General features: G+C 49.8%; 20 protein-coding genes and 1 pseudogene. 3 read left to right on the top strand and 18 right to left on the bottom strand.

Annotated elements, in window-relative coordinates:
• The first annotated feature begins 83 nt into the window (after positions 1-83).
• A complete protein-coding gene (locus tag ACFVS2_RS33185) occupies positions 84-2,018 on the top strand; it encodes an ABC-F family ATP-binding cassette domain-containing protein (RefSeq protein WP_390240789.1) in 1,935 nt (644 codons plus the stop codon).
• 8 nt (positions 2,019-2,026) lie between these two features.
• On the opposite strand, the gene ACFVS2_RS33180 is transcribed toward ACFVS2_RS33185, so the two are convergent.
• From ACFVS2_RS33180 to ACFVS2_RS33150, 7 genes are all read right to left on the bottom strand, one after another.
• On the bottom strand, positions 2,027-4,264 hold the full coding sequence (locus tag ACFVS2_RS33180; RefSeq protein WP_390240787.1) for a hypothetical protein: 2,238 nt from the start codon (positions 4,262-4,264) through the stop codon (positions 2,027-2,029).
• A gap of 423 nt (positions 4,265-4,687) precedes the next feature.
• Entirely contained in the window at positions 4,688-5,770 is a 1,083-nt protein-coding gene (tsaD, locus tag ACFVS2_RS33175; RefSeq protein WP_390240785.1) for a tRNA (adenosine(37)-N6)-threonylcarbamoyltransferase complex transferase subunit TsaD, read from the bottom strand.
• Positions 5,770-6,225, bottom strand: coding sequence for a ribosomal protein S18-alanine N-acetyltransferase (gene rimI / locus ACFVS2_RS33170; protein WP_012684257.1), 456 nt, complete (start codon positions 6,223-6,225; stop codon positions 5,770-5,772). The genes tsaD and rimI overlap by 1 nt, the downstream gene beginning before the upstream one ends.
• A gap of 4 nt (positions 6,226-6,229) precedes the next feature.
• Positions 6,230-6,952, bottom strand: coding sequence for a tRNA (adenosine(37)-N6)-threonylcarbamoyltransferase complex dimerization subunit type 1 TsaB (tsaB, locus tag ACFVS2_RS33165; protein WP_390240782.1), 723 nt, complete (start codon positions 6,950-6,952; stop codon positions 6,230-6,232).
• Positions 6,933-7,403, bottom strand: coding sequence for a tRNA (adenosine(37)-N6)-threonylcarbamoyltransferase complex ATPase subunit type 1 TsaE (tsaE, locus tag ACFVS2_RS33160; protein ID WP_173621352.1), 471 nt, complete (start codon positions 7,401-7,403; stop codon positions 6,933-6,935). Before tsaE ends, tsaB begins: the two co-directional genes overlap by 20 nt.
• 5 nt (positions 7,404-7,408) lie before the next feature.
• Entirely contained in the window at positions 7,409-8,425 is a 1,017-nt protein-coding gene (thiL, locus tag ACFVS2_RS33155; RefSeq protein WP_390240780.1) for a thiamine-phosphate kinase, read from the bottom strand.
• Positions 8,426-8,523: 98 nt separating this feature from the next.
• Positions 8,524-8,985, bottom strand: coding sequence for a SprT family protein (locus ACFVS2_RS33150; protein ID WP_390240778.1), 462 nt, complete (start codon positions 8,983-8,985; stop codon positions 8,524-8,526).
• 192 nt (positions 8,986-9,177) lie between these two features.
• Here ACFVS2_RS33150 and ACFVS2_RS33145 point away from each other — a divergent pair, with 192 nt between their 5' ends.
• Complete coding sequence (locus ACFVS2_RS33145; RefSeq protein ID WP_007721062.1) at positions 9,178-9,516, top strand: hypothetical protein; 339 nt, start codon at positions 9,178-9,180, stop codon at positions 9,514-9,516.
• A gap of 76 nt (positions 9,517-9,592) precedes the next feature.
• Entirely contained in the window at positions 9,593-9,715 is a 123-nt protein-coding gene (gene cmpA / locus ACFVS2_RS33140) for a cortex morphogenetic protein CmpA (RefSeq protein WP_390240776.1), read from the top strand.
• An 84-nt stretch (positions 9,716-9,799) separates the two neighbouring features.
• Here the strand turns inward: cmpA and ACFVS2_RS33135 are convergent, their stop codons facing one another.
• The 11 genes and pseudogenes from ACFVS2_RS33135 to ACFVS2_RS33085 form a co-directional block, all read right to left on the bottom strand.
• Positions 9,800-11,962, bottom strand: coding sequence for a Tex family protein (locus ACFVS2_RS33135; protein ID WP_390240774.1), 2,163 nt, complete (start codon positions 11,960-11,962; stop codon positions 9,800-9,802).
• A 97-nt stretch (positions 11,963-12,059) separates the two neighbouring features.
• The gene (gene sigB / locus ACFVS2_RS33130; protein ID WP_173621356.1) at positions 12,060-12,848 is read right to left on the bottom strand and encodes an RNA polymerase sigma factor SigB; all 789 of its coding nucleotides are present in this window, start codon (positions 12,846-12,848) and stop codon (positions 12,060-12,062) included.
• Positions 12,817-13,311, bottom strand: a complete 495-nt coding sequence (gene rsbW, locus ACFVS2_RS33125) for an anti-sigma B factor RsbW (RefSeq protein ID WP_390240772.1) — start codon at positions 13,309-13,311, stop codon at positions 12,817-12,819. The genes sigB and rsbW overlap by 32 nt, the downstream gene beginning before the upstream one ends.
• The gene (locus tag ACFVS2_RS33120; protein ID WP_173621358.1) at positions 13,311-13,637 is read right to left on the bottom strand and encodes an anti-sigma factor antagonist; all 327 of its coding nucleotides are present in this window, start codon (positions 13,635-13,637) and stop codon (positions 13,311-13,313) included. The genes rsbW and ACFVS2_RS33120 overlap by 1 nt, the downstream gene beginning before the upstream one ends.
• A gap of 24 nt (positions 13,638-13,661) precedes the next feature.
• Positions 13,662-14,663, bottom strand: coding sequence for a PP2C family protein-serine/threonine phosphatase (locus ACFVS2_RS33115; RefSeq protein WP_173621359.1), 1,002 nt, complete (start codon positions 14,661-14,663; stop codon positions 13,662-13,664).
• A 5-nt stretch (positions 14,664-14,668) separates the two neighbouring features.
• Positions 14,669-15,097 (bottom strand): anti-sigma regulatory factor, encoded by a 429-nt coding sequence (locus ACFVS2_RS33110; RefSeq protein ID WP_173621360.1) that lies wholly within the window; start codon positions 15,095-15,097, stop codon positions 14,669-14,671.
• A gap of 208 nt (positions 15,098-15,305) precedes the next feature.
• Complete coding sequence (locus tag ACFVS2_RS33105) at positions 15,306-15,656, bottom strand: type II toxin-antitoxin system PemK/MazF family toxin (RefSeq protein WP_005830205.1); 351 nt, start codon at positions 15,654-15,656, stop codon at positions 15,306-15,308.
• Positions 15,657-15,659: 3 nt separating this feature from the next.
• Positions 15,660-15,959: a CopG family ribbon-helix-helix protein gene (locus ACFVS2_RS33100; protein WP_007721089.1), complete on the bottom strand. Its 300-nt coding sequence runs from the start codon at positions 15,957-15,959 to the stop codon at positions 15,660-15,662.
• Between the two features lie 229 nt (positions 15,960-16,188).
• Entirely contained in the window at positions 16,189-17,391 is a 1,203-nt protein-coding gene (alr, locus tag ACFVS2_RS33095; RefSeq protein ID WP_390240766.1) for an alanine racemase, read from the bottom strand.
• Positions 17,392-17,393: 2 nt separating this feature from the next.
• On the bottom strand, positions 17,394-17,834 hold the full coding sequence (locus tag ACFVS2_RS33090; protein WP_007721092.1) for a hypothetical protein: 441 nt from the start codon (positions 17,832-17,834) through the stop codon (positions 17,394-17,396).
• Positions 17,835-18,018: 184 nt separating this feature from the next.
• Positions 18,019-18,651: pseudogene (locus tag ACFVS2_RS33085) on the bottom strand (hypothetical protein); the annotation flags it as partial.

Genomic DNA, 18,651 nt, shown 5'->3' with positions numbered 1-18,651 from the left:
CGTGCATGGGACATTCCCACGAGGCTTGTCCCATGCGCTCTCTCTAGGCTACACTGGCATTAGTATATAAAGAGGTGAATCCGATGATTTTGCTACAAGCTGAACATATAGAAAAAACGTACGGTATCGAAACCATTCTACAAGACATCTCCCTGCAAATTCAAACCGGGGAACGGGTTGGTCTGGTTGGCGTAAACGGTGCAGGCAAATCGACTCTGATGAAGATCCTCGCCGGCGAGCTAAGCTACGACAAAGGAATTATCCGCATTCCAAAGGATGTTACACTCGGGTATTTGGCACAAAACAGCGGCCTTGAATCGGAACGATCGATTTGGGATGAGTTGCTCTCCGTATTTTCCCATCTGCAAAAAGAAGAGCTGGAGCTTCGTGAGCTCGAGGCAAAAATGGGCGATCCGGCTATTCTCGCTGATGAGAAGCGTTACCAGCAACTGTTGGAAAATTACTCTCACCGCTCGGAAGCCTTTAAGGAAAAGGGCGGCTACAGCTACGAGGGTGCGATACGTGGGGTTTTGCACGGCCTGCGCTTTGCGGACTTCGATTACACGACGCCGATCCGCACATTGAGCGGCGGACAAAAGACTCGTCTGGCACTCGCCAAGCTGCTGCTCCAATCTCCCACCATTCTCCTGCTCGATGAGCCGACGAACTACCTGGACATCGAGACACTGACTTGGCTGGAGACGTATTTGCAAAACTACCAGGGTGCCATTCTCGTAGTTTCCCATGACCGTTACTTCCTGGACAAGCTCGTGACCGTTGTCTATGAAATCGAACGGACACGCGCTACCCGCTATGTCGGTAACTATAGCCGCTTCCTCGATGAAAAGGCAGCTCGGCTCGAACAGGATTTGAAACGATTCGAAAAGCAGCAGGAAGAGATCGCCAAGCTGGAGGATTTCATCGCGCGAAACATCGCTAGGGCTACGACGACCAAACGAGCACAGAGCCGACGCAAGACGTTGGAAAAGATTGACCGCTTGAACAAGCCAATCATGAACAACAAATCCGTCCACTTTTCCTTTGATGTGGCGAAAATGAGCGGCACCATTGTGATGAAAGCAAACAACGTCGCGATTGGCTACCCGGATGCTGTCCTTTCTCAGGGCCTTACGTTTGAAATCGAGCGCGAGGAGCGTGTGGCATTGGTCGGTCCCAATGGTATCGGGAAATCGACACTGTTAAAAACGATTGTGGAACAGTTGCCTAAGCTGCGTGGCGATATTCATTTCGGAAGCAATGTAACGATCGGGTACTACGACCAGGAGCATCGTAACCTGAACGAACGGAATACGGTGCTGGGCGAAATTTGGGATGAGTACCCGAACATGCTGGAAAAGGACGTCCGCACCTTACTCGGCAACTTCTTGTTTAGCGGTGATGATGTACAAAAGAAGATCAGCGACCTTTCTGGAGGAGAGCGTGCACGCGTCTCTCTGGCAAAGCTCATGCTGAAGCAAGCAAACTTCCTGATCTTCGACGAGCCGACGAACCACTTGGATATTTTCAGCAAGGAAGTGCTCGAGAATGCCCTCTACGATTATCCGGGTACGATCCTGTTCGTCTCCCATGACCGTTACTTCTTAAACAAGATTGCCTCCCGTGTACTAGAGCTGACAGGTGATGGCGTAACCAGCTATTTGGGTAACTATGATTACTTCGTGGAGAAAAAGCAGGAACTGGAAGAGCTCGCAGCCGAACAAGCAGCGCAGCCCGCAAAAAAACAAGGCGGTACCGTATGGGCACAGCCTGAGAAATCCTCTTATGAGCTAGATAAGGAAGCGAAACGTCGCGAACGTCAACGTCAGCGCCGTTTGGAAGAAATTGAGGTCGCGATCCAAAAACGAGAGGCTGACATTGTCAAATGGGAGGAAGAGCTATGTCTCCCAGAAATTTATAGTGATCATGTGCAGGCAAAAGAACGCAACGATCAAATCCATGCTGCCAAAGAAGAACTGGAGCAGTTGTATGACGAGTGGAGCGCGCTATCAGAGGAGTAATCCCGTCTTCATGTAGAACAGCGCTCCTGCACAGGCTCCTCCAAGGCGGCATAGAGAGCAGGCACCACTAGAAAGGTAATGCAGGTGGCTGCTGTGACGATGCCTGAGTCATTGAGGATCAACCCAGCCAGTGCACCGACAATGACACCAGCAAAGCCTTTGACTAAGTAAGGCGTGTCCTTCGCCAGATGGTGCAAAAAGCGGTCGTTTTTCAAGCTGAGAACGCTTAGTGCAATCAGGGAGACGACAAATGCTTTGCTCCAAATGGAAACGCGAATCAAACGGAGATTCATCGCCAGCTTGCGTTCAATCATCTGCCCTACCTCGGACCATTCACCATGTACAATCTGCTGAGAAAGCCGTCCGACATGTGTCAAGGGCTGATCTGACATGAGGCTGATCACCATCAAACTGCATACTCCCATAACTAGGCCGCTTGCCAACAGCAGGAGGCCTTTTTTGCCGATTCGCCAGCCCTCAAGCCGTGACAATGCCACGGAAAATCCAATCAGCCCCGCGAGAAAACCGCCTGCGTCCGTTCCTAGGTTCGGTGCCACCATGTAATAAAGCACGACACTGTATATGGCTGCGGAGACAGCAGGCAACCATTTATTTTCCCGACTTAGCTCCTTTTGTCCCCCACGCATTCTCTCGTACAGCGAAGCCACAAGCATGATCGTGCTGCCGATCAGGACCCCTTCGTATTCATTTCCTAGCCCGTAAAACCTCGCTCCGATTACTGGATCATACCCGAGGTACGATTGCCGCATCAAATGAGCGCCCGTCCATCCGTCTACCAGCAAAATGGCTGTCGTCACTCCGCTAACCGTCATCACGATTCGCGGGAGAGCGTGGGTTTCCTGCCAAAAAGCCGCGATCAGGGCAGTCATGATAAGCCCTCCCAAGACAACCGCGCCAGAAACCTGCCAGCCTAGCAGGCTCTCTGCCAAAAGCAATGCGGGAAACCATAATAAAGCCAGCAGCGCGAGACGTATTCCTCTACGAAGCCGCAAAAGACCTGCCCATTCCCGCTTCCGCCCAAACCACCAAAGAACGACGGCACACCCTACAATGACAATCTGCAGCATGACGTAGGTATAGAGCACTGCTGGCCGTGTCGCATATGTATGATGAATCTCGCCTACCTGATTCTGAAGGGCAGTGAGACCACTCCCTTTTTCGATACGTATGACATGACCAGCCAACCCTTTTGGTACGGGTACGTCCAGCCAAGACAGTACGGTTGGTACCACATCGAGTCCACTGACTAATCCCGACTGCCTCGTGGTAGCTGATGTCAAAACTCCACTCGCTTTCTCTCCCCAAATGAACACTGGAGTTAAGAGAGCCTTTTCTTTTGTCGCCACATGATTGACGGCTGGTGATGCCAATACAATGCGTTGGTGTGGTTTACGTTCCACAAGGAGTTGATCAAGGAAAAGGGACAAGTCACGCAAAACACGCTGATACTGCCGGGTAAACTGACCTGGGTCCATATCCGCACTCAACTGGTATAACCGGGATAAATCTGAGAGTTGAGCAATGATCAAGCCCGCTTGATTCTCGCTGTGGATTTTCTTAAGCAGGTAGGTGTAGTTTGTCTTGATCCCGTACGGATAGCCGCGAAGGAGCTCCATGCTTTTTGTAGAAATATCCCCTGTCGGAACCCTTCCTTGCTGATCCATCGCAAACAGAACGGCATGTCTCTGGCGTATATCCTCATAGTCACCGTTTCCGTATAAAGCGACCTGAATGTTGTTTGCAGCAAGCACGGTCCCAAGAAGCCCGATTTGCGCAGAATACGGCTTCTCCCGATTATCTGCCAAGAGCCGGAAAATACCCGGAAAAATGATCGAGGAGCGCGCCACCGCCTGCGCCTGATCACTGCCCAGCTCTTGCGCCCGTTCACCGGCTGTTTCCCTGGACGATAGCGCTTCATACGGATGATAGCCTGTCCCGCTCTTTTCGGAGTAAAGCGCTTGACCGCCACTCCCCATGAGCAGGTAGCCGTTTGCGGCTGTGCGCGATCCGGGTGTTCTTATGGACAGAGCCCCAGCTCCTGCATCATCCAACCATTTATCCACAGTAGATAACTTTTTTAGCTGCTCCAGATCACGAAACGACATCCCCTCCACAAATAGCATGATGACCTGTTGTTTTTCCTTTGCTACCAATGGTTTTCCTATATTTGTAGCTAGAAACAATATCAGGAACGAAAAGCAAATCAGCGCGAGTTTCTTCCTCATGAGTCTCCCTCCTGTTGATAACTCGACTTTTTTATCCACATTTTCCACAGAACAATCCACAGAGTACCTGCGGTTTTCCCGGTCATTTTCTCGTGTTATCACCAGTATTCACAGGAGTATATGTGAACAATCCAGAAAGTTATCCTATGATGTGGATAAATCAAGGTAGATGGCTGGAAACACCTGAAGCTTTTTGCCTCTGTTAGCTGTTTTTAGCTTCAACTTCTGCGAATACCTCTTCGAGGTAACTACTTTTGAAGCGCTCTCGCCATTTATTCCGGAGCGGGCAGTCTCCCTCCCCTTGCGGGGCGTAGGCCGAAGCGTAGACTGGAAATGTGCTTCTTCCCCCACTGCAGCCGCTCGTTTAAACAAACAAAAAAGCATCTCTGATTCAACCTCAGAGATGCTTTTCATCCGGTCACTCTATTGCTCAGAAAGCGACAAGCTTGGGACTCCGTTCAAATCAAGCCCCTCAAACTGTCCTTTTTCATACTTGATAAAGCCTGCTGCCGCAATCATCGCAGCGTTGTCCGTACATAGTAAGAACGGTGGAATCACCAACGGAATTCCTTCTGCCTCGCACCTTGCTTGCAGTCGATCACGCAATCCGCGATTCGCCGCGACGCCCCCGGCCAGCAGTACCTGCTTCGCTCCATGAGAACGAGCTGCCCGAATCGTCTTTTCTACGAGCACCTCTGTTACAGAGTCTTGGAAGCTCGCAGCCAGATTCGCCGGTTCGATCGTCTCTCCTCGCTGAGCTGCATTGTGCAACGTATTGAGCACAGCTGACTTCAAACCACTGAAGCTGAAATCGTAGGAATCTGGCTCCAGCCATGAACGAGGGAGCGGTACATTTGCCTCCCCTTCATGTGCGAGGCGATCAATATGAGGTCCGCCTGGATATGGCATATTCAGCGCTCGTGCTACCTTGTCATACGCTTCCCCTGCAGCGTCATCTCGCGTTTCCCCTAAAATCTCGAACTGACCGTGCTCCTTCATCCAGACAAGCTCCGTATGCCCGCCCGATACGACGAGTGCGATCAGCGGAAACTCCATTTCTTGCACCAGACGATTCGCGTAAATATGACCTGCGATATGATGCACGCCAATTAGCGGGATGCCTCTGGCCATGGAAATAGCTTTTGCTGCTGCCACGCCAACTAACAGGGCTCCGACAAGCCCAGGCCCGTACGTCACCGCAATTGCCTGGATGTCATCCAGCGTTTTCCCAGCCTCGGTTAGAGCCTCTTCGATGGTAAGCGTAATATTCTCTACATGTCTGCGAGAAGCCACCTCCGGCACGACTCCGCCAAACCTTTTATGGATATCGGCTTGGGAAGCGATGACGTTCGACAGCACCTCTCGGCCATCACGGATGACAGCAGCCGATGTCTCGTCGCAGCTTGTTTCAATTCCTAAAATATAAGTAGGAGCACCTGATTCCCTATGTGCTTCGTATTTTTGCTGTATGCGCTTCTCGTAGCGCGACGTATACGTCTTTTTCATTACAATGTCACCCACATAATGATTGCGTCCTCATTGTTATCCGAATAATATCTCTTGCGCCGCCCATGCTCTTTAAAGCCGAGCTTGATATACATGTTCCGCGCAACGGTGTTCGAAGGTCGAACTTCCAGCGTCATGCTATGGGCACCCTGCAGCTTGGCAACACCCATCATTTTTATCATCAGTGCCAATCCAACCTTTTTTCCACGATATAATGGATGGACGGCAATATTTGTAATATGTGCCTCATCGATCACAATCCACATGCCGCAATAAGCGATAATCCGATTTTGGTGAGCGACGACTACATAGCGTGCATTTGGATTTCTCGTCAGCTCGTTGACAAATGCATCATGCGGCCATGGAGTTGTAAAAGCCAAGCGCTCCAGCTCTGCCACAGCCCCAACGTCCTGCATCGTCATATAACGATATTCCAAATCGATTGGTTGACTCATGCTTTTACTCCTTTACGGCCCCCGCCTGCTTTTGGGCAAGCCACTTCGCTTCTGCTTCTGCCAGTTGCAAATACTCCGGAACCAGTTCATGCGCATTTCCGCCGTCTTGAAGCTTGCGCAGTGCCACATAGCCGATATGGGCAGCACGCGGGTGATTGAAGGCTGGAGAAGCAAATTGCGCCTGATTCCCGAGCTCTTGCACAATCGTCTCCCGATGCAACCTTACATCTTCACCCAAGAACAAGATCGGCTCTCCTTGCGCTTGATCTCTCAACAGTGGCAGCCATTCTCGCAATAGGATGATTTGTTCTGTGGACTGCGCTCGCAACGCCTCCATGCCATCGGAACGATAACAGCCGGTATACACTTGACCTCTGCGCGCATCGAACAGCGGTACAATCAATCCAGAGAAGCCTGTGGCATTCATGGCAATTACCTCCAGGCTGGATACACCGATGACTGGCACATTCAGTGACCAAGCCATGCTTTTCGCAGAGGCAACGCCGATTCTTACGCCCGTGTAGGAGCCCGGTCCGTTTGCCACCCCGAAACCGCTGAGTTCCTCTGGCGCTGTTCCTGTTGCATCGAGCAGTTCACTGACGCAGTCCATCAGACGCACGGAATGGTTTTTTTGCTGGTTCGTCGTCATTTCGGCCAAGACCCGCTCTTCCTCTACCACAGCTACACTTAGCACCAGATTCGATGTATCAATCGCCAGTACGCGCATCAAAATCAAACTCCTCACACAATTTCACATAACGATTCCCTTGAGGAACCAGCTCGATCATCCGCTGTTCCTCCCCTTCTCTACGTAGGAAAACGGTCATCCGATCTGTCGGCAGGACATCCTCGATCAAAGAGGCCCACTCTACTACACAGACACCTTCTCCAAAAAAGTAATCGTCCAGACCAAGAGAGTCTGGGTCATCGCCTACCCGGTAGACATCCATATGATAAAGCGGCAAGCGCCCCTGATATTCTTTTATGATAGTAAAGGTCGGACTGTTCACTACTTGTCGGACTTCTAGTCCTTTGGCCAACCCCTGGGTAAAAGTCGTCTTGCCCGCTCCCAGATCTCCCTCCATCGCGAGGAAGTCACCTGGTACAAGCAGACTTGCCAGTTGCTCGGCAAAGCGCTGCGTCTCCTGCGCTCCCGTGAGCCTCCATGTATAGCTCATCTCTTTCATCCACTCCTAAAATGGTTGAATCCCGCTTTGGGCAACGGGAGCTGTTGATCATCACGCTGAAGCATCAATTCTGGTTCTTGCCTTTTCCCTACCACCTCACCGATGACAGTAAACGGTACACCACTAGCGGCAAATTGCTTGCTTACGGCTTCGTAGTGACTTTTCGCAAGCGTTCCGACCAATTGATAATCTTCACCGCCATAAAAAGCCCATTCCAGCGGATCTTTCTCTACGTGCCGTGCGTACTCCCGCACTTCGTCATGGATCGGTACCGTTGCAGCATCGACCAAAATCGATACGCCGCTCGCCTCGGCAATCTCCCACAGCTCTGACGCAAGTCCATCACTTACATCATTCAGCGCACTGCATGCCCCTGATTCTAGGAGCAGTCTGCCCGCTTTTATTTGGGCAACGGGACGCTGATGAGCATCCATCAATGTCTCCCAAGGTAAAGAGACGCTTCTTTCAGCAGTCTCGCCTTGCAGGAGAAGATGTAGTCCTGCTGCAGAAGTTCCGACATGCCCTGTAACAAAAACAAGCTGCCCAGGCTTTGCCTGTGAACGACGAATGGCACGCCCTTTTTCCACCTCGCCCAGTACGGTAACACTCAGGTGTAGGGCATCAGGCGCAGAAACGGTATCGCCACCAATGACACGAACCCCATATGCCTGACAAGCCTCGTAAATACCTTCATAGATTTGCTGGCATTCTTCAGGTGTCCATTGAGGACTTACCGCGATACTGACAAGCGCATACCGGGCAACCCCGCCCATCGCTGCAACATCGCTCACATTGCTGATAACAGCCTTATATCCGATATCACTAGGATTCATCGTTTTCTTCAAAAAATGAACCGTCTCCACCATCGCATCGCAACAAGCCACGACTTCCATTTCTGGCGCTGGGGAGAAGACAGCGGCATCATCCCCTATCCCGACGGTCAAACCGTTCCCTTCCTGCCCCGCAGAACGACTCGTCCATTGCCGGATCAGGGAAAATTCGTCGTGTGCCACTTCAAACGCTCCTTTTCCTTCGCGGAAAACATTTTTCGTCTGTTCATTATACCCCTGCTGTCAAAAGACGCGCAAGAAAGCCAACCGCCTCTGACTCTTTACGTCGTTAGCTCGCGCAACAGCAGCTTTCCTTTGCAGCGTCCGCAACGATAGCGGCTCGGGTTCATCTTTCGTTTGCGTTTGTAGCTCATGCCACATGCCTTGCATACCAGCTCGTAGCGGTAAGGCAGGGTCGACCGACCGTTTCCTACCTGTTGGCAGTATCGACTTCCCCCCACCTGACGCAGAAGTAGTTGAAAATCCCGATCAGCGTGGCGATACCCGCGCTTTTCTATGTGTAAATGATAATGGCAAAGCTCATGCTTAATGATCGCAATCAATTCCTCCACACCATGCTCCTGCAAATGCTTTGGATTCAACTCAATGTCATGCGAGCGCAGCAAGTACCTACCGCCAGTCGTGCGCAATCTGCTGTTAAAGCGGGCCTGATGGCGAAAGGGCTTGGCAAAAAATTCGCTGGATAGCTGCTCTACCAGCATTTGCAGTTCCGTATCGGTCATCTCATCTCCTCCGCTTCCTTCTTTTCACCATAGCAGTTCCAGTTGAAAAGTGCCAGACAGATAGGCTACACTGAGTGCAAATATACGGTTGTGACCGTTTATTTGCCGACCGCATGCGGTCATATCCTGTTTAATGAAAAACGTCGAGACGTTTTTCACAAATAAACGGTAGACAGAATGGTGGAGGAGCTCATGCGCTATTTGTTGTTGCAGTCCAGTGACGGACTACAGTTTGTCTCGTTGCCAGAAACGCATATGTACCAACTAATCGCTCTATTGAAACGACTTTACAAGGAAATTGACAAATTGACGATCACAGAGCGCCCAGAATTGCCTACGCTTCTGGCAGACTGTGCGGATGTAGATCGGTTAGAGAGCGGGCTTTCGATCGTGGATGGTTTGGAGTACGTCAGTGGTCTGGAGCGCCGCTTCGCTGCCCTACAAGAGACAGAGTATCCGCTCATCTCTTTATTGACGGAGATCCGTGCCCTACAAGCTCAATTGGAGTATTTGCACGAAGAAGAAGAGTAAATGAAAATTGTAGGCACCTCCTGCTCGTCTCTGCGCATACATTGCCTATAGACGAATCTCTCCAGGAGGTACTTTCATGCCACATTGGATGCGCAGGCAGTTGCAACGTGCCTTTAATGGGAAGGACGTTCGCCAAATTCGTGTGCTCAACAGTTGCTGGTTCTTATATTTAGAAAAAAATGGCGGCCGCCCTGACTGACAGGAGGCCGCCTTTTAGTTCATGTTCAAAAAGTCGTCTTTTCAGCACCGAGAAAGTGGCGAGAACCTGAAGAAGGAGGAGCGGTTATCCTTCCGTTGGCGCGATCATGGTCATCCCTACACGCTGACGTTTCTCGTCAATTTCTACTACCCACACATCTACGATATCGCCAACGGTCACTACTTCAAGTGGATGTTTCACAAAGCCCTTCTTCAAACGGGAAATGTGCACGAGTCCGTCATTTTTCAGACCGATATCCACAAACGCTCCGAAGTCGACCACGTTGCGCACAGTACCTTGCAGCTTCAGGCCCACACTCAGATCAGACAACTGGAGGACATCACTTCGCAAGAGTGGTTTTGGCAGCTCGTCACGCGGGTCGCGACCAGGACGTAAGAGGCTGTCCACAATGTCTTGCAGCGTAGGCTCGCCAATCCCGAGCTTCGCAGCAGTCTCTTTTACATCCAAAGACTGCACGCGTTCCTTGCAGTTCTCACTGCCGATCTCCTGAGCGTTAATGCCCAGCATCGACAATAGCTGGTGGGTCGCATCGTACGATTCCGGGTGAATCGGTGTTTTGTCCAGTGGATTCGCTCCATCCATCACGCGGAGAAACCCGATACACTGCTCGTACGTTTTGGCACCTAAGCGCGGAACCGCCTTCAGCTGGGAGCGCTCCGTGAACTTCCCGACCTCGTCCCGTTTTTTCACGATATTCCCCGCCACTTGACGGCTGATCCCTGATACATACTGCAATAGAGAAGGAGAAGCGGTATTCACATCTACTCCGACATGGTTTACGGCAGACTCAACCACAAACTGCAGACTGTCTGCCAGCCTCGATTGGGAAACATCGTGCTGGTACTGACCAACCCCGACGGATTTCGGATCGATTTTGACCAACTCAGCGAGCGGGTCCTGCAAGCGACGCGCGATTGAGGCCGCACTTCGCTCTGCTACATCCAGGTCCGGGAATTCTTCCTTGGCCAGAGTGGATGCGGAATATACGGATGCTCCTGCCTCGTTCACGATGATGTACATTACCTCTCGCTTCAGCTCTTTCAATAGCGTGGCAATGAACTGTTCTGTCTCGCGCGAAGCAGTACCGTTGCCAATCGCGACAACTGTAACTGCATAGGTTTCGATCAACTGCTTCACTTTCGCTGTAGCTTCAGCCACTTTATTGGCCGGAGGGGTCGGATAAACGACGGCAACCTCCAGCAGTTTGCCGGTTTCGTCTACAACGGCGAGCTTACAGCCTGTCCGAAACGCCGGATCGACGCCAAGTACGACTTTTCCTTTTACAGGCGGTTGAAGCAGCAAATTGCGCAGGTTTTCTGCAAAGATGTGAATTGCACGTTCCTCGGCTGCCTCTGTCAACTCGGCGCGCACCTCTCGTTCAATAGAAGGGGCAATCAGACGCTTATATGCGTCCTCGACTGTCAAAGTCAGCAAATCGCGGGCTACTGTATCACGAGGAATGGTGCGTTTTTGCATCCAAGCCACAATCTCTGCGACAGGTGCTTCAATGGAAACCTTCAAAATGCCTTCGTTTTCTCCCCGATTGATGGCCAGTACCCGATGTGGAACGACCTTTTTCAGAGGCTCACTATATGCGTAATACATTTGGTATACATTTTTCTCGTCTGCTTCTTCGGCTTTCTGCTCAGTCAGAAGCAATCCTTTTTGCACGGAGCGCTGGCGAACCCACTGGCGAATTTCTGGGTCATCAGACAGAAGTTCTGCCACGATGTCCATTGCTCCTTGCAGAGCTTGCTCAGTCGTCTCTACGCCTTTTTCCGGGTTGATGTATGGTTTTGCTTCTTCTTCCGGATTCCCGGTTTTCGGTAAGCCCATGAGGTAGTTGGCAAGTGGCTCTAGTCCCTTCTCCTTGGCCATGGTTGCACGCGTGCGGCGTTTTTGGCGGTAAGGGCGGTACAGGTCCTCTACCTCTTGCAGCTTTGTCGCACGCTCAATAGCTGCGCGCAGCTCGTCCGTCAGCTTGCCTTGCTCATCGATGAGCCGAACGACTTCTTCCTTCCGCACTGACAGGTTGCGTAAATAGCGAACGCGTTCCTCAATCGCTCGAATTTGTGTTTCATCTAGCTGCCCCGTCATTTCTTTGCGGTAGCGGGCAATAAAAGGAACCGTGTTTCCTTCATCCAGGAGGGCAACCGTGCGCTCCACCTGGTGAGGTTTGACACCCGTATCTTGGGCGATTGTCTGGATCATCAACGTAAGCTCCATACCTGTCCTCCTGCGCTCATTCTTCGTCGTTTATTGTACCACATTTGCTAACAAGGACTGGAAAAAGGGAAGAAAAAAGAGGAGCCACTTGGCCCCTCTACGTCGCGGTTTCCAGCTGTTCCACTTTCAATGCTTCTCTCAGCTTGCCCAACGCCCTGCGCTGAAGGCGGGAAATATGCATCTGCGACATCCCCATGATGTCCCCAGCTTGCTTCTGACTCAAATTTTGATAAAAAGTTAATTGTATGATTTCTTTTTCACGGTGATCCAAAATTTGCAGGGCCCGCTCCAGCATCAGATTCTGCTCGACTGCTCCGTACCCTTCTTCTGTCGACCCCACTAGGTCGAGTAAAGAAATGGTATTGCCATCCAGATCCGCTTCCAGCTCGCTGTCCATAGAGAGAGAATGATAGCTGCGCCCCATCTCCAAGGTTTCCAGAATCGCTTCCTCTGTAACGCCGAGGCTGTTGGCAATGTCCGCAATTTGGGGAGAACGCTGTAGCTTGATCGTGAGCTCGTCGACCACCCGTTTGATCTTCGGGCTCAGTTCCTTTACTCTTCGCGGAACATAGACACTCCATGTCTTGTCCCGAATATAGCGCTTAATCTCCCCAACAATGGTCGGGATCGCAAAGCTCTCAAATGTCCGCTCAAAGCTAGGGTCGAACCGACGAAAGGAAGCAAGCAGGCCGATTAGTCCGACTTGCACGAGGTCTTCATACATGACTTGTCCGCGAACAAACTTCTTCGCTAACGATTCCACAAGAGGAGTATAGGCCCTCACCAGTTGTTCCTGTATCGCAGGATCTTTTGTTTCACCATACAGGTGGATGAGCTCCTTCAACTCCTCTGGACTATATTTCTGCTTCCGAGATTGTCCAGTCATTGCCAGCCACCCCATCCTGCCGAACATACTTGGTCATGGAGACTACTACCCCTGATTCAGAGCGTGTCTCCACCTCATCCATAAGCGTGTGAATGAGATAGAGCCCGAGCCCGCCCTCATCCAAATCCTCTATGCTTTTCCCTGCATAAATCGGCGTCAGTTGCTCAGCAATGAGCTCATTTGAAAATCCAACGCCCTGATCGCTTACCTCGATCACCAATCGATCTTCATAAACGTGGCATTGGATATGAATGGAGCCAGGATACTCTGTTTCCTTGTATGCATGTCTTACTACATTCGTACATGCTTCTCCGACGGCAAGCTTGATATCCTCAATCTCTTCATAAGAAAAGCCCATACGGTTGGCTATACCGGATACAGTCAGACGCGCAACTCCCAAATACTCCGCCTTGCTTGGCAAAGTCAATTGAATCACGTCTGCCTGAGGTCGATTTGGACCCATTACTCGCTCTCTCCTTTGCGGATGGCAATATGATCGTATAAGCCAGTAATGCGAAATAGCCTTTCCACACGCGGAGACAATTTGTGCACCTCAAATGTACGATTTCGTTGGATGCACTCTTTCATAATCCCGATGAAAATTCCAATTCCGGTACTGTCCATGTATTCTACTGCTTCCAAATCAACCGTTATGTGATTGATATCCGGTTTGTTGACGAGTGACATGAGTGTTTCCTTAACTTTCGGTGCTGTAAAAGCATCAATATCTCCACCAAGGACCACTCGGTGCTCAGTTTCAAGGCTCGTTGTCTTAATTAGCAGGTCCATCTGCGTCTACCCCCCGTACGTTGCTTAGGTTCTTCGAAGTACAATCATGGTGTAATCATCCAGCAGGTCAAACTGGGAGAGCAGAAGCAGTCTATTGTACAGGCCGTTTGCCATCTTTTGGGCAGATTCGCCCACCTCTTTTTGCAAATGGTGTACAAGCTCTTCCCTTTGCAAATAATATCGGTTATTTTTGCATTCTGTTACACCATCCGTCAGAAGAATCAGAACATCATTTATTTCTAAACGAATCTCCTGAACCTCATATTCACTGTTTGGGCATAAACCGAGTGCATTCCCTCGCCCATCGAGATCGTAAAACTTCCCTTCGGCCGACCTGTACAAAAATCCTGGCTCGTGTCCTGCCATCGCATAACGGAAACAGTGTTCCTTCGAGTCGTAACTGCCAAACATCATCGTCACAAACATGCTCGGATCAATATTTCTTCCCACGATTCGGTTTAAATGGTGCAGCATTTCTTCGGGACCCAGCTCCATTTGTCCAAGGCTGTCTATCGCATATTTCACCATCGACATACACATCGCAGCAGGCATTCCTTTACCGGTAATGTCTGCTATGGCGACGCCGAAACGACCTTCGGTTTGTTCAATGAAGTCGTAATAGTCGCCCGAGATTTGTTTCGCTGCAATACTCACTACGCCAATCTCTAGTTCTGGATAGACTGGAACCTCACTTGGCAAAAGTGATTGCTGCATCGCTTTTGCCACGGCTATTTCTGATTCCATCTGCTGATGCCTATTGCGCCAGCTGTTTACGGATCGGTGCTCATTCCCATATTCAATCATGACCTCTGTCAAAATGGAGAAGGAGGAGCGCACAAACTCTGGCACTTCCCCGAGCTGCTCAAGTGCTTGCGCATGCAAATCAGTTATTTCTTCTGGCGAAATATCTTGAGAAAGCATCCATTTGCCCAACTGCTGGGCTCCGTAAAGCTGGTCCTCCCCTTGAGCACTCAGGTAATCCCGAAGAATTTTTACATACTCTTCCTGGAAGCTCCGGGTTACCATTTATCTCATTCCTCCTTTGCTTGATCGCTCCACTTCACAACAACGACACGCGTCCCTTCTCCCAGGGTACTGTGGATCTCAAATTCATCCATCATGCGCCTGACACCCGGCAATCCAGCCCCGAGGGCACCTGAAGTCGAATAGCCATCATCTAACGCCTGGCGAATATCAGGAATCCCTGGACCGCTGTCATTCGCTGTTATTTGCAAGCCGATCACTCCTTCGCGCTCAATCGGCGAAATGGTGATCGTCCCCGTACCCGCATACAAATAAATATTGCGAGCCAATTCAGAGATTGACGTGGCAATGCGGGACTGCGTGATCGTGCCAAAGCCAAACAACTTCGACATATTTCGCCCCACTTGCCGCGCCGTCACGATGTCTGATTCTTGTTCTATATTGATTGTCTCAGGAAAATAGTCTGCCACAACCAAAAAAACCCCTTCCGCCTCGCTTGGTAGGTAGAAATGAGTTTTTTCTCTACCTCGAAAAATAAATCATATTGTGTCACATTTTGTCTTATATTCTCTTTTCGAACAGTTCGCTGTGCACCTATAAAATCCCTGCAAATTTGACAGCAAAAAACCACTTGCTTCACTCAAGTGGCTTTTCCTATCAATTAGTCTGATCTTTTTTCACACGTTAAAAATCAATGAGTCCTAAACTGATTTGCAAGGATTCATTAACCCGATCCATCATCTCGTCATCGAGATGCGTAATTTTATCAGTTAGACGTTGTTTGTCAATGGTTCGTATTTGTTCCAATAGAATAACGGAGTCACGATCAAATCCATAAGTTTTTGCGTCAATTTCCACATGCGTAGGCAGCTTCGCCTTTTGAATCTGCGCCGTAATGGCTGCGACGATGACCGTCGGACTAAATCGATTTCCAATGTCGTTTTGAATGACTAAAACAGGCCGTACGCCTCCTTGCTCAGAGCCAACGACCGGGGACAGGTCCGCGAAAAACACATCGCCACGTTTGACAATCACCAGTCACACCCCGCTAACTAAGCGGACAAGAGTATGGTCAGCCTCTTCTTCAGCGCCAAAAGCCTCCGATGCCATATTCAGATTGATCTTCGCCATCTCCATGTACCCTTTTTGCATGGTCTCACGGATTGTGCGTTTTTTTCGCTCTTTCAAATACAAATGCATCGCTTGACGAATAAACTCGCTGCGATTGGATTTTTCCTTTTGAATAACGCCATCCACTTCCTGAAGCAAGTGTTGTGGCAAGCTGATCATGATGCGTTTCGTGTTTGACTTCGACAAGACAAATCCACCTCCAACCATGACCGTAACTTCCATCCGCTATGCTGGTTCTAGAAAGAACAGCCAATATGAACAATACCATTATGTCGAATCCATTGCAAAAATATACCTACTGTCGCTTTTTCGGTGAGAAAACGTGAGTGTAAACAATCCAAAGGTGTAGGTGAAGACTTCGTTTACCCAAAAAAGCCAGCTTTTTCGCTTAACTAGTATTCGTGTTCCACGGGAAAATTCCTGCTGATTTCCCTTGCTAGTTATTTACATTTTCACGGGACGAGTGCTTCATCGTCAATGGGTGAAATACTTCAGTTACTTTCTGGTCGCGCAAATAGAGGCGCGGAATTCGGTAATTCAGCATACATGGAACCTCATAATTGATTGTTCCCAGCAATTCGGCAATTTCATCCAAGGAGATTTCCTCGTCCCCCTGCTTGCCATACAAGACGACCTCATCATTGACCGCTGCTTCTGTCGAATTCAGGCTGACCATGATTTGGTCCATACAAACTCTGCCTGCAATCGGGTAGCGCGATCCATTGTACAATACCTCACCACGATTGGACAAAAGGCGAGAATAGCCATCTGCGTATCCGATCGGCAGCGTTGCAATCCACTCGTCAGGCTTTGCTGCATACGTAGCACCGTAGCTGACCGTGAATGGCTCATCTGCCTTCTTTACGTGGGCAATTCTGGTCTTGAGCGCCAGGGCGGGGGCAAGAATAACATCCGCACGTTCTTTCATGTACACAGAAGGATACAATCCGTATAAACCTATGCCTAAACGAATCGTATCATACCCCCAATCGGGAAATGCGATAGCCGCAGCCGTATTGCAGCAATGAACGGTCGGCAATGTTTTATTCGCTTCACGCAGTGCTTGCAAAAAGGATTGAAACAAGTCGTGTTGTCGTCGCACATGGGTTGTATCTGGTTCATCCGCGCAGGCAAAATGCGTAAAAATGCCTGTCCACTTAAGCTTTGAGCATTCTTCAAGGGCACCTACAACCGCAAGCAAATCTTCCGTTGTCCGAACGCCCAAACGTCCCATTCCCGTATCGGCCTTCACATGAATCCCGACAGGCTTGCAATCGTTTTTCTGAAGAATGTCGTTCGCTTCCGTGATCCATTCGACACTGTAAGCGGTTAACTCCACTTCCAGCTCGCTTGCAGTGACAATGGATTCGACAGGTGTGTATCCCAACACTAAAATCGGCGCAGTGATCCCTGCTCTCCGCAAAATAAGCGCTTCATCGAGCAATGCGACTGCAAGTGAATCTGCACCGCTCGCCAACGCTTCTTTTCCGACATGGACAGCGCCATGACCATACCCGTCTGCTTTCACAACAGCCATAATACCCGTTTTTTCTGGCAAATGGCGTTTGAATGTCTCGAGGTTCGCCCGGATGGCATCCAAATCAACCTCTACCCAAGTGTCACGACAAAACGATTTCATTCCTATCTCCTCTTGTTCCCTTTTTTATAGTAAAACAAGCGTTCATTTAAATGACTGAGAAATTGCCTGGAAACCATCAGTGATTCCTTTTTGCCGCCTACACGATAAAAATGACGGCCTTCATAAATTTGCTCGACTTCAGACAGCGGGTAGCTCTTTTCCTGCCCTGACATAGATATGATCAGGTGAGTCTTGGTCAGCTTGTACACCGGACGTAATACCGATTTGTACATAAACGGAGACAATCCAACAACAGCAATGGCAATAGCGAAAACAAGCACTTTGAATCTCGTGTCATTGGTCGGGAAAAATTGAGCGAGAATCATCATCCCCAGCACAAACATGACAGTCTCGTTAATGCGCATTTTCCAGCTTTTTCGCAGGAGCATGTCTTTGTAGGTCGATGCTTCCTCGTACAAAACTTCGTTAGACGGTTTCTTCATGTAAAGCATGCCACCTCATTCAATAAGTTACTCTGAATGTATCGTGTTTTCCCGCTGTGTGTCAATTCGCGGATTGTCCTTTCATCTCATTCGCACGTTGGTTTTTATGTACAAAGCGGCCCTCATCGACCAATCCCGAGAAAATAGAAAAGCAGATGGGATTAGCTCCCACCTGCTGACTTTTCTACATGGTTTCCCCCTGGTCTTTTTTTCCTTTTTCATGTCTTGGGAAAACGACTTTTTCAAAGCTGCCATCCACCATCTTTTGCACCATCGCTGTCAATTCCTCGCTGCGCTTGTCTGCTTGCTCCTGTGTGAGCTTACCTGCCTCTACTGCTTCTTTCAGCTTGGCTTCGTGCTGACCTACCAAGAGCTCGATGACGTCATCCACTTCTACGCCCTGCTCCTTGGCGATGGTTGCTAACGATTTCCCTGCTTTTTGCTCTTCCTTCAGTTTGTCTGCATCCAGCTTGAGGAGGGACAGCAGTTCTTCATTATTTTTCTCGAAGCCCATTCCTTTACCCGATCCACGTCCTTGATGCGTGTTTTGCACCATTTCTTTTACCCGCTCACTGGCATTCTCATTCATTTTGTCTGCTTGTTCCTGTGTCAGCTTCCCGGCGGTTACCGCCTCTTTCAGATTGGCCTTTTGTTGTTTGACCAAAAGCGCTACCAGATCATCCACGGATACACCTTGCGCTTCTGCGATGGTAGCCAGCGATTTCCCTGCTTTTTGCTCTTCCTTCAGTTTGTCTGCATCCAGCTTGAGGAGGGACAGCAGTTCTTCATTATTTTTCTCGAAGCCCATTCCTTTACC

It is taken from the genome of Brevibacillus sp. NPDC058079 (assembly GCF_042885155.1).
Lineage (GTDB): Bacteria > Bacillota > Bacilli > Brevibacillales > Brevibacillaceae > Brevibacillus.
The sequence above is the reverse complement of the archived record's forward strand: the minus strand, read 5'-3'. Positions and strand labels throughout refer to the sequence as shown.

Bases quoted from the DNA above. Each gene is read 5' to 3' on its own strand.
- ACFVS2_RS33185 (WP_390240789.1), top strand. From the start codon at position 84: ATGATTTTGCTACAAGCTGAACATATAGAAAAAACGTACGGTATCGAA.
- ACFVS2_RS33180 (WP_390240787.1), bottom strand. From the start codon at position 4,264: ATGAGGAAGAAACTCGCGCTGATTTGCTTTTCGTTCCTGATATTGTTT.
- tsaD (WP_390240785.1), bottom strand. From the start codon at position 5,770: ATGAAAAAGACGTATACGTCGCGCTACGAGAAGCGCATACAGCAAAAA.
- rimI (WP_012684257.1), bottom strand. From the start codon at position 6,225: ATGAGTCAACCAATCGATTTGGAATATCGTTATATGACGATGCAGGAC.
- tsaB (WP_390240782.1), bottom strand. From the start codon at position 6,952: ATGCGCGTACTGGCGATTGATACATCGAATCTGGTGCTAAGTGTAGCT.
- tsaE (WP_173621352.1), bottom strand. From the start codon at position 7,403: ATGAGCTATACATGGAGGCTCACGGGAGCGCAGGAGACGCAGCGCTTT.
- ACFVS2_RS33150 (WP_390240778.1), bottom strand. From the start codon at position 8,985: ATGACCGATACGGAACTGCAAATGCTGGTAGAGCAGCTATCCAGCGAA.
- ACFVS2_RS33145 (WP_007721062.1), top strand. From the start codon at position 9,178: ATGCGCTATTTGTTGTTGCAGTCCAGTGACGGACTACAGTTTGTCTCG.
- cmpA (WP_390240776.1), top strand. From the start codon at position 9,593: ATGCCACATTGGATGCGCAGGCAGTTGCAACGTGCCTTTAATGGGAAG.
- ACFVS2_RS33135 (WP_390240774.1), bottom strand. From the start codon at position 11,962: ATGGAGCTTACGTTGATGATCCAGACAATCGCCCAAGATACGGGTGTC.
- sigB (WP_173621356.1), bottom strand. From the start codon at position 12,848: ATGACTGGACAATCTCGGAAGCAGAAATATAGTCCAGAGGAGTTGAAG.
- rsbW (WP_390240772.1), bottom strand. From the start codon at position 13,311: ATGGGTCCAAATCGACCTCAGGCAGACGTGATTCAATTGACTTTGCCA.
- ACFVS2_RS33120 (WP_173621358.1), bottom strand. From the start codon at position 13,637: ATGGACCTGCTAATTAAGACAACGAGCCTTGAAACTGAGCACCGAGTG.
- ACFVS2_RS33115 (WP_173621359.1), bottom strand. From the start codon at position 14,663: ATGGTAACCCGGAGCTTCCAGGAAGAGTATGTAAAAATTCTTCGGGAT.
- ACFVS2_RS33100 (WP_007721089.1), bottom strand. From the start codon at position 15,959: ATGGTTGGAGGTGGATTTGTCTTGTCGAAGTCAAACACGAAACGCATC.
- alr (WP_390240766.1), bottom strand. From the start codon at position 17,391: ATGAAATCGTTTTGTCGTGACACTTGGGTAGAGGTTGATTTGGATGCC.
- ACFVS2_RS33090 (WP_007721092.1), bottom strand. From the start codon at position 17,834: ATGAAGAAACCGTCTAACGAAGTTTTGTACGAGGAAGCATCGACCTAC.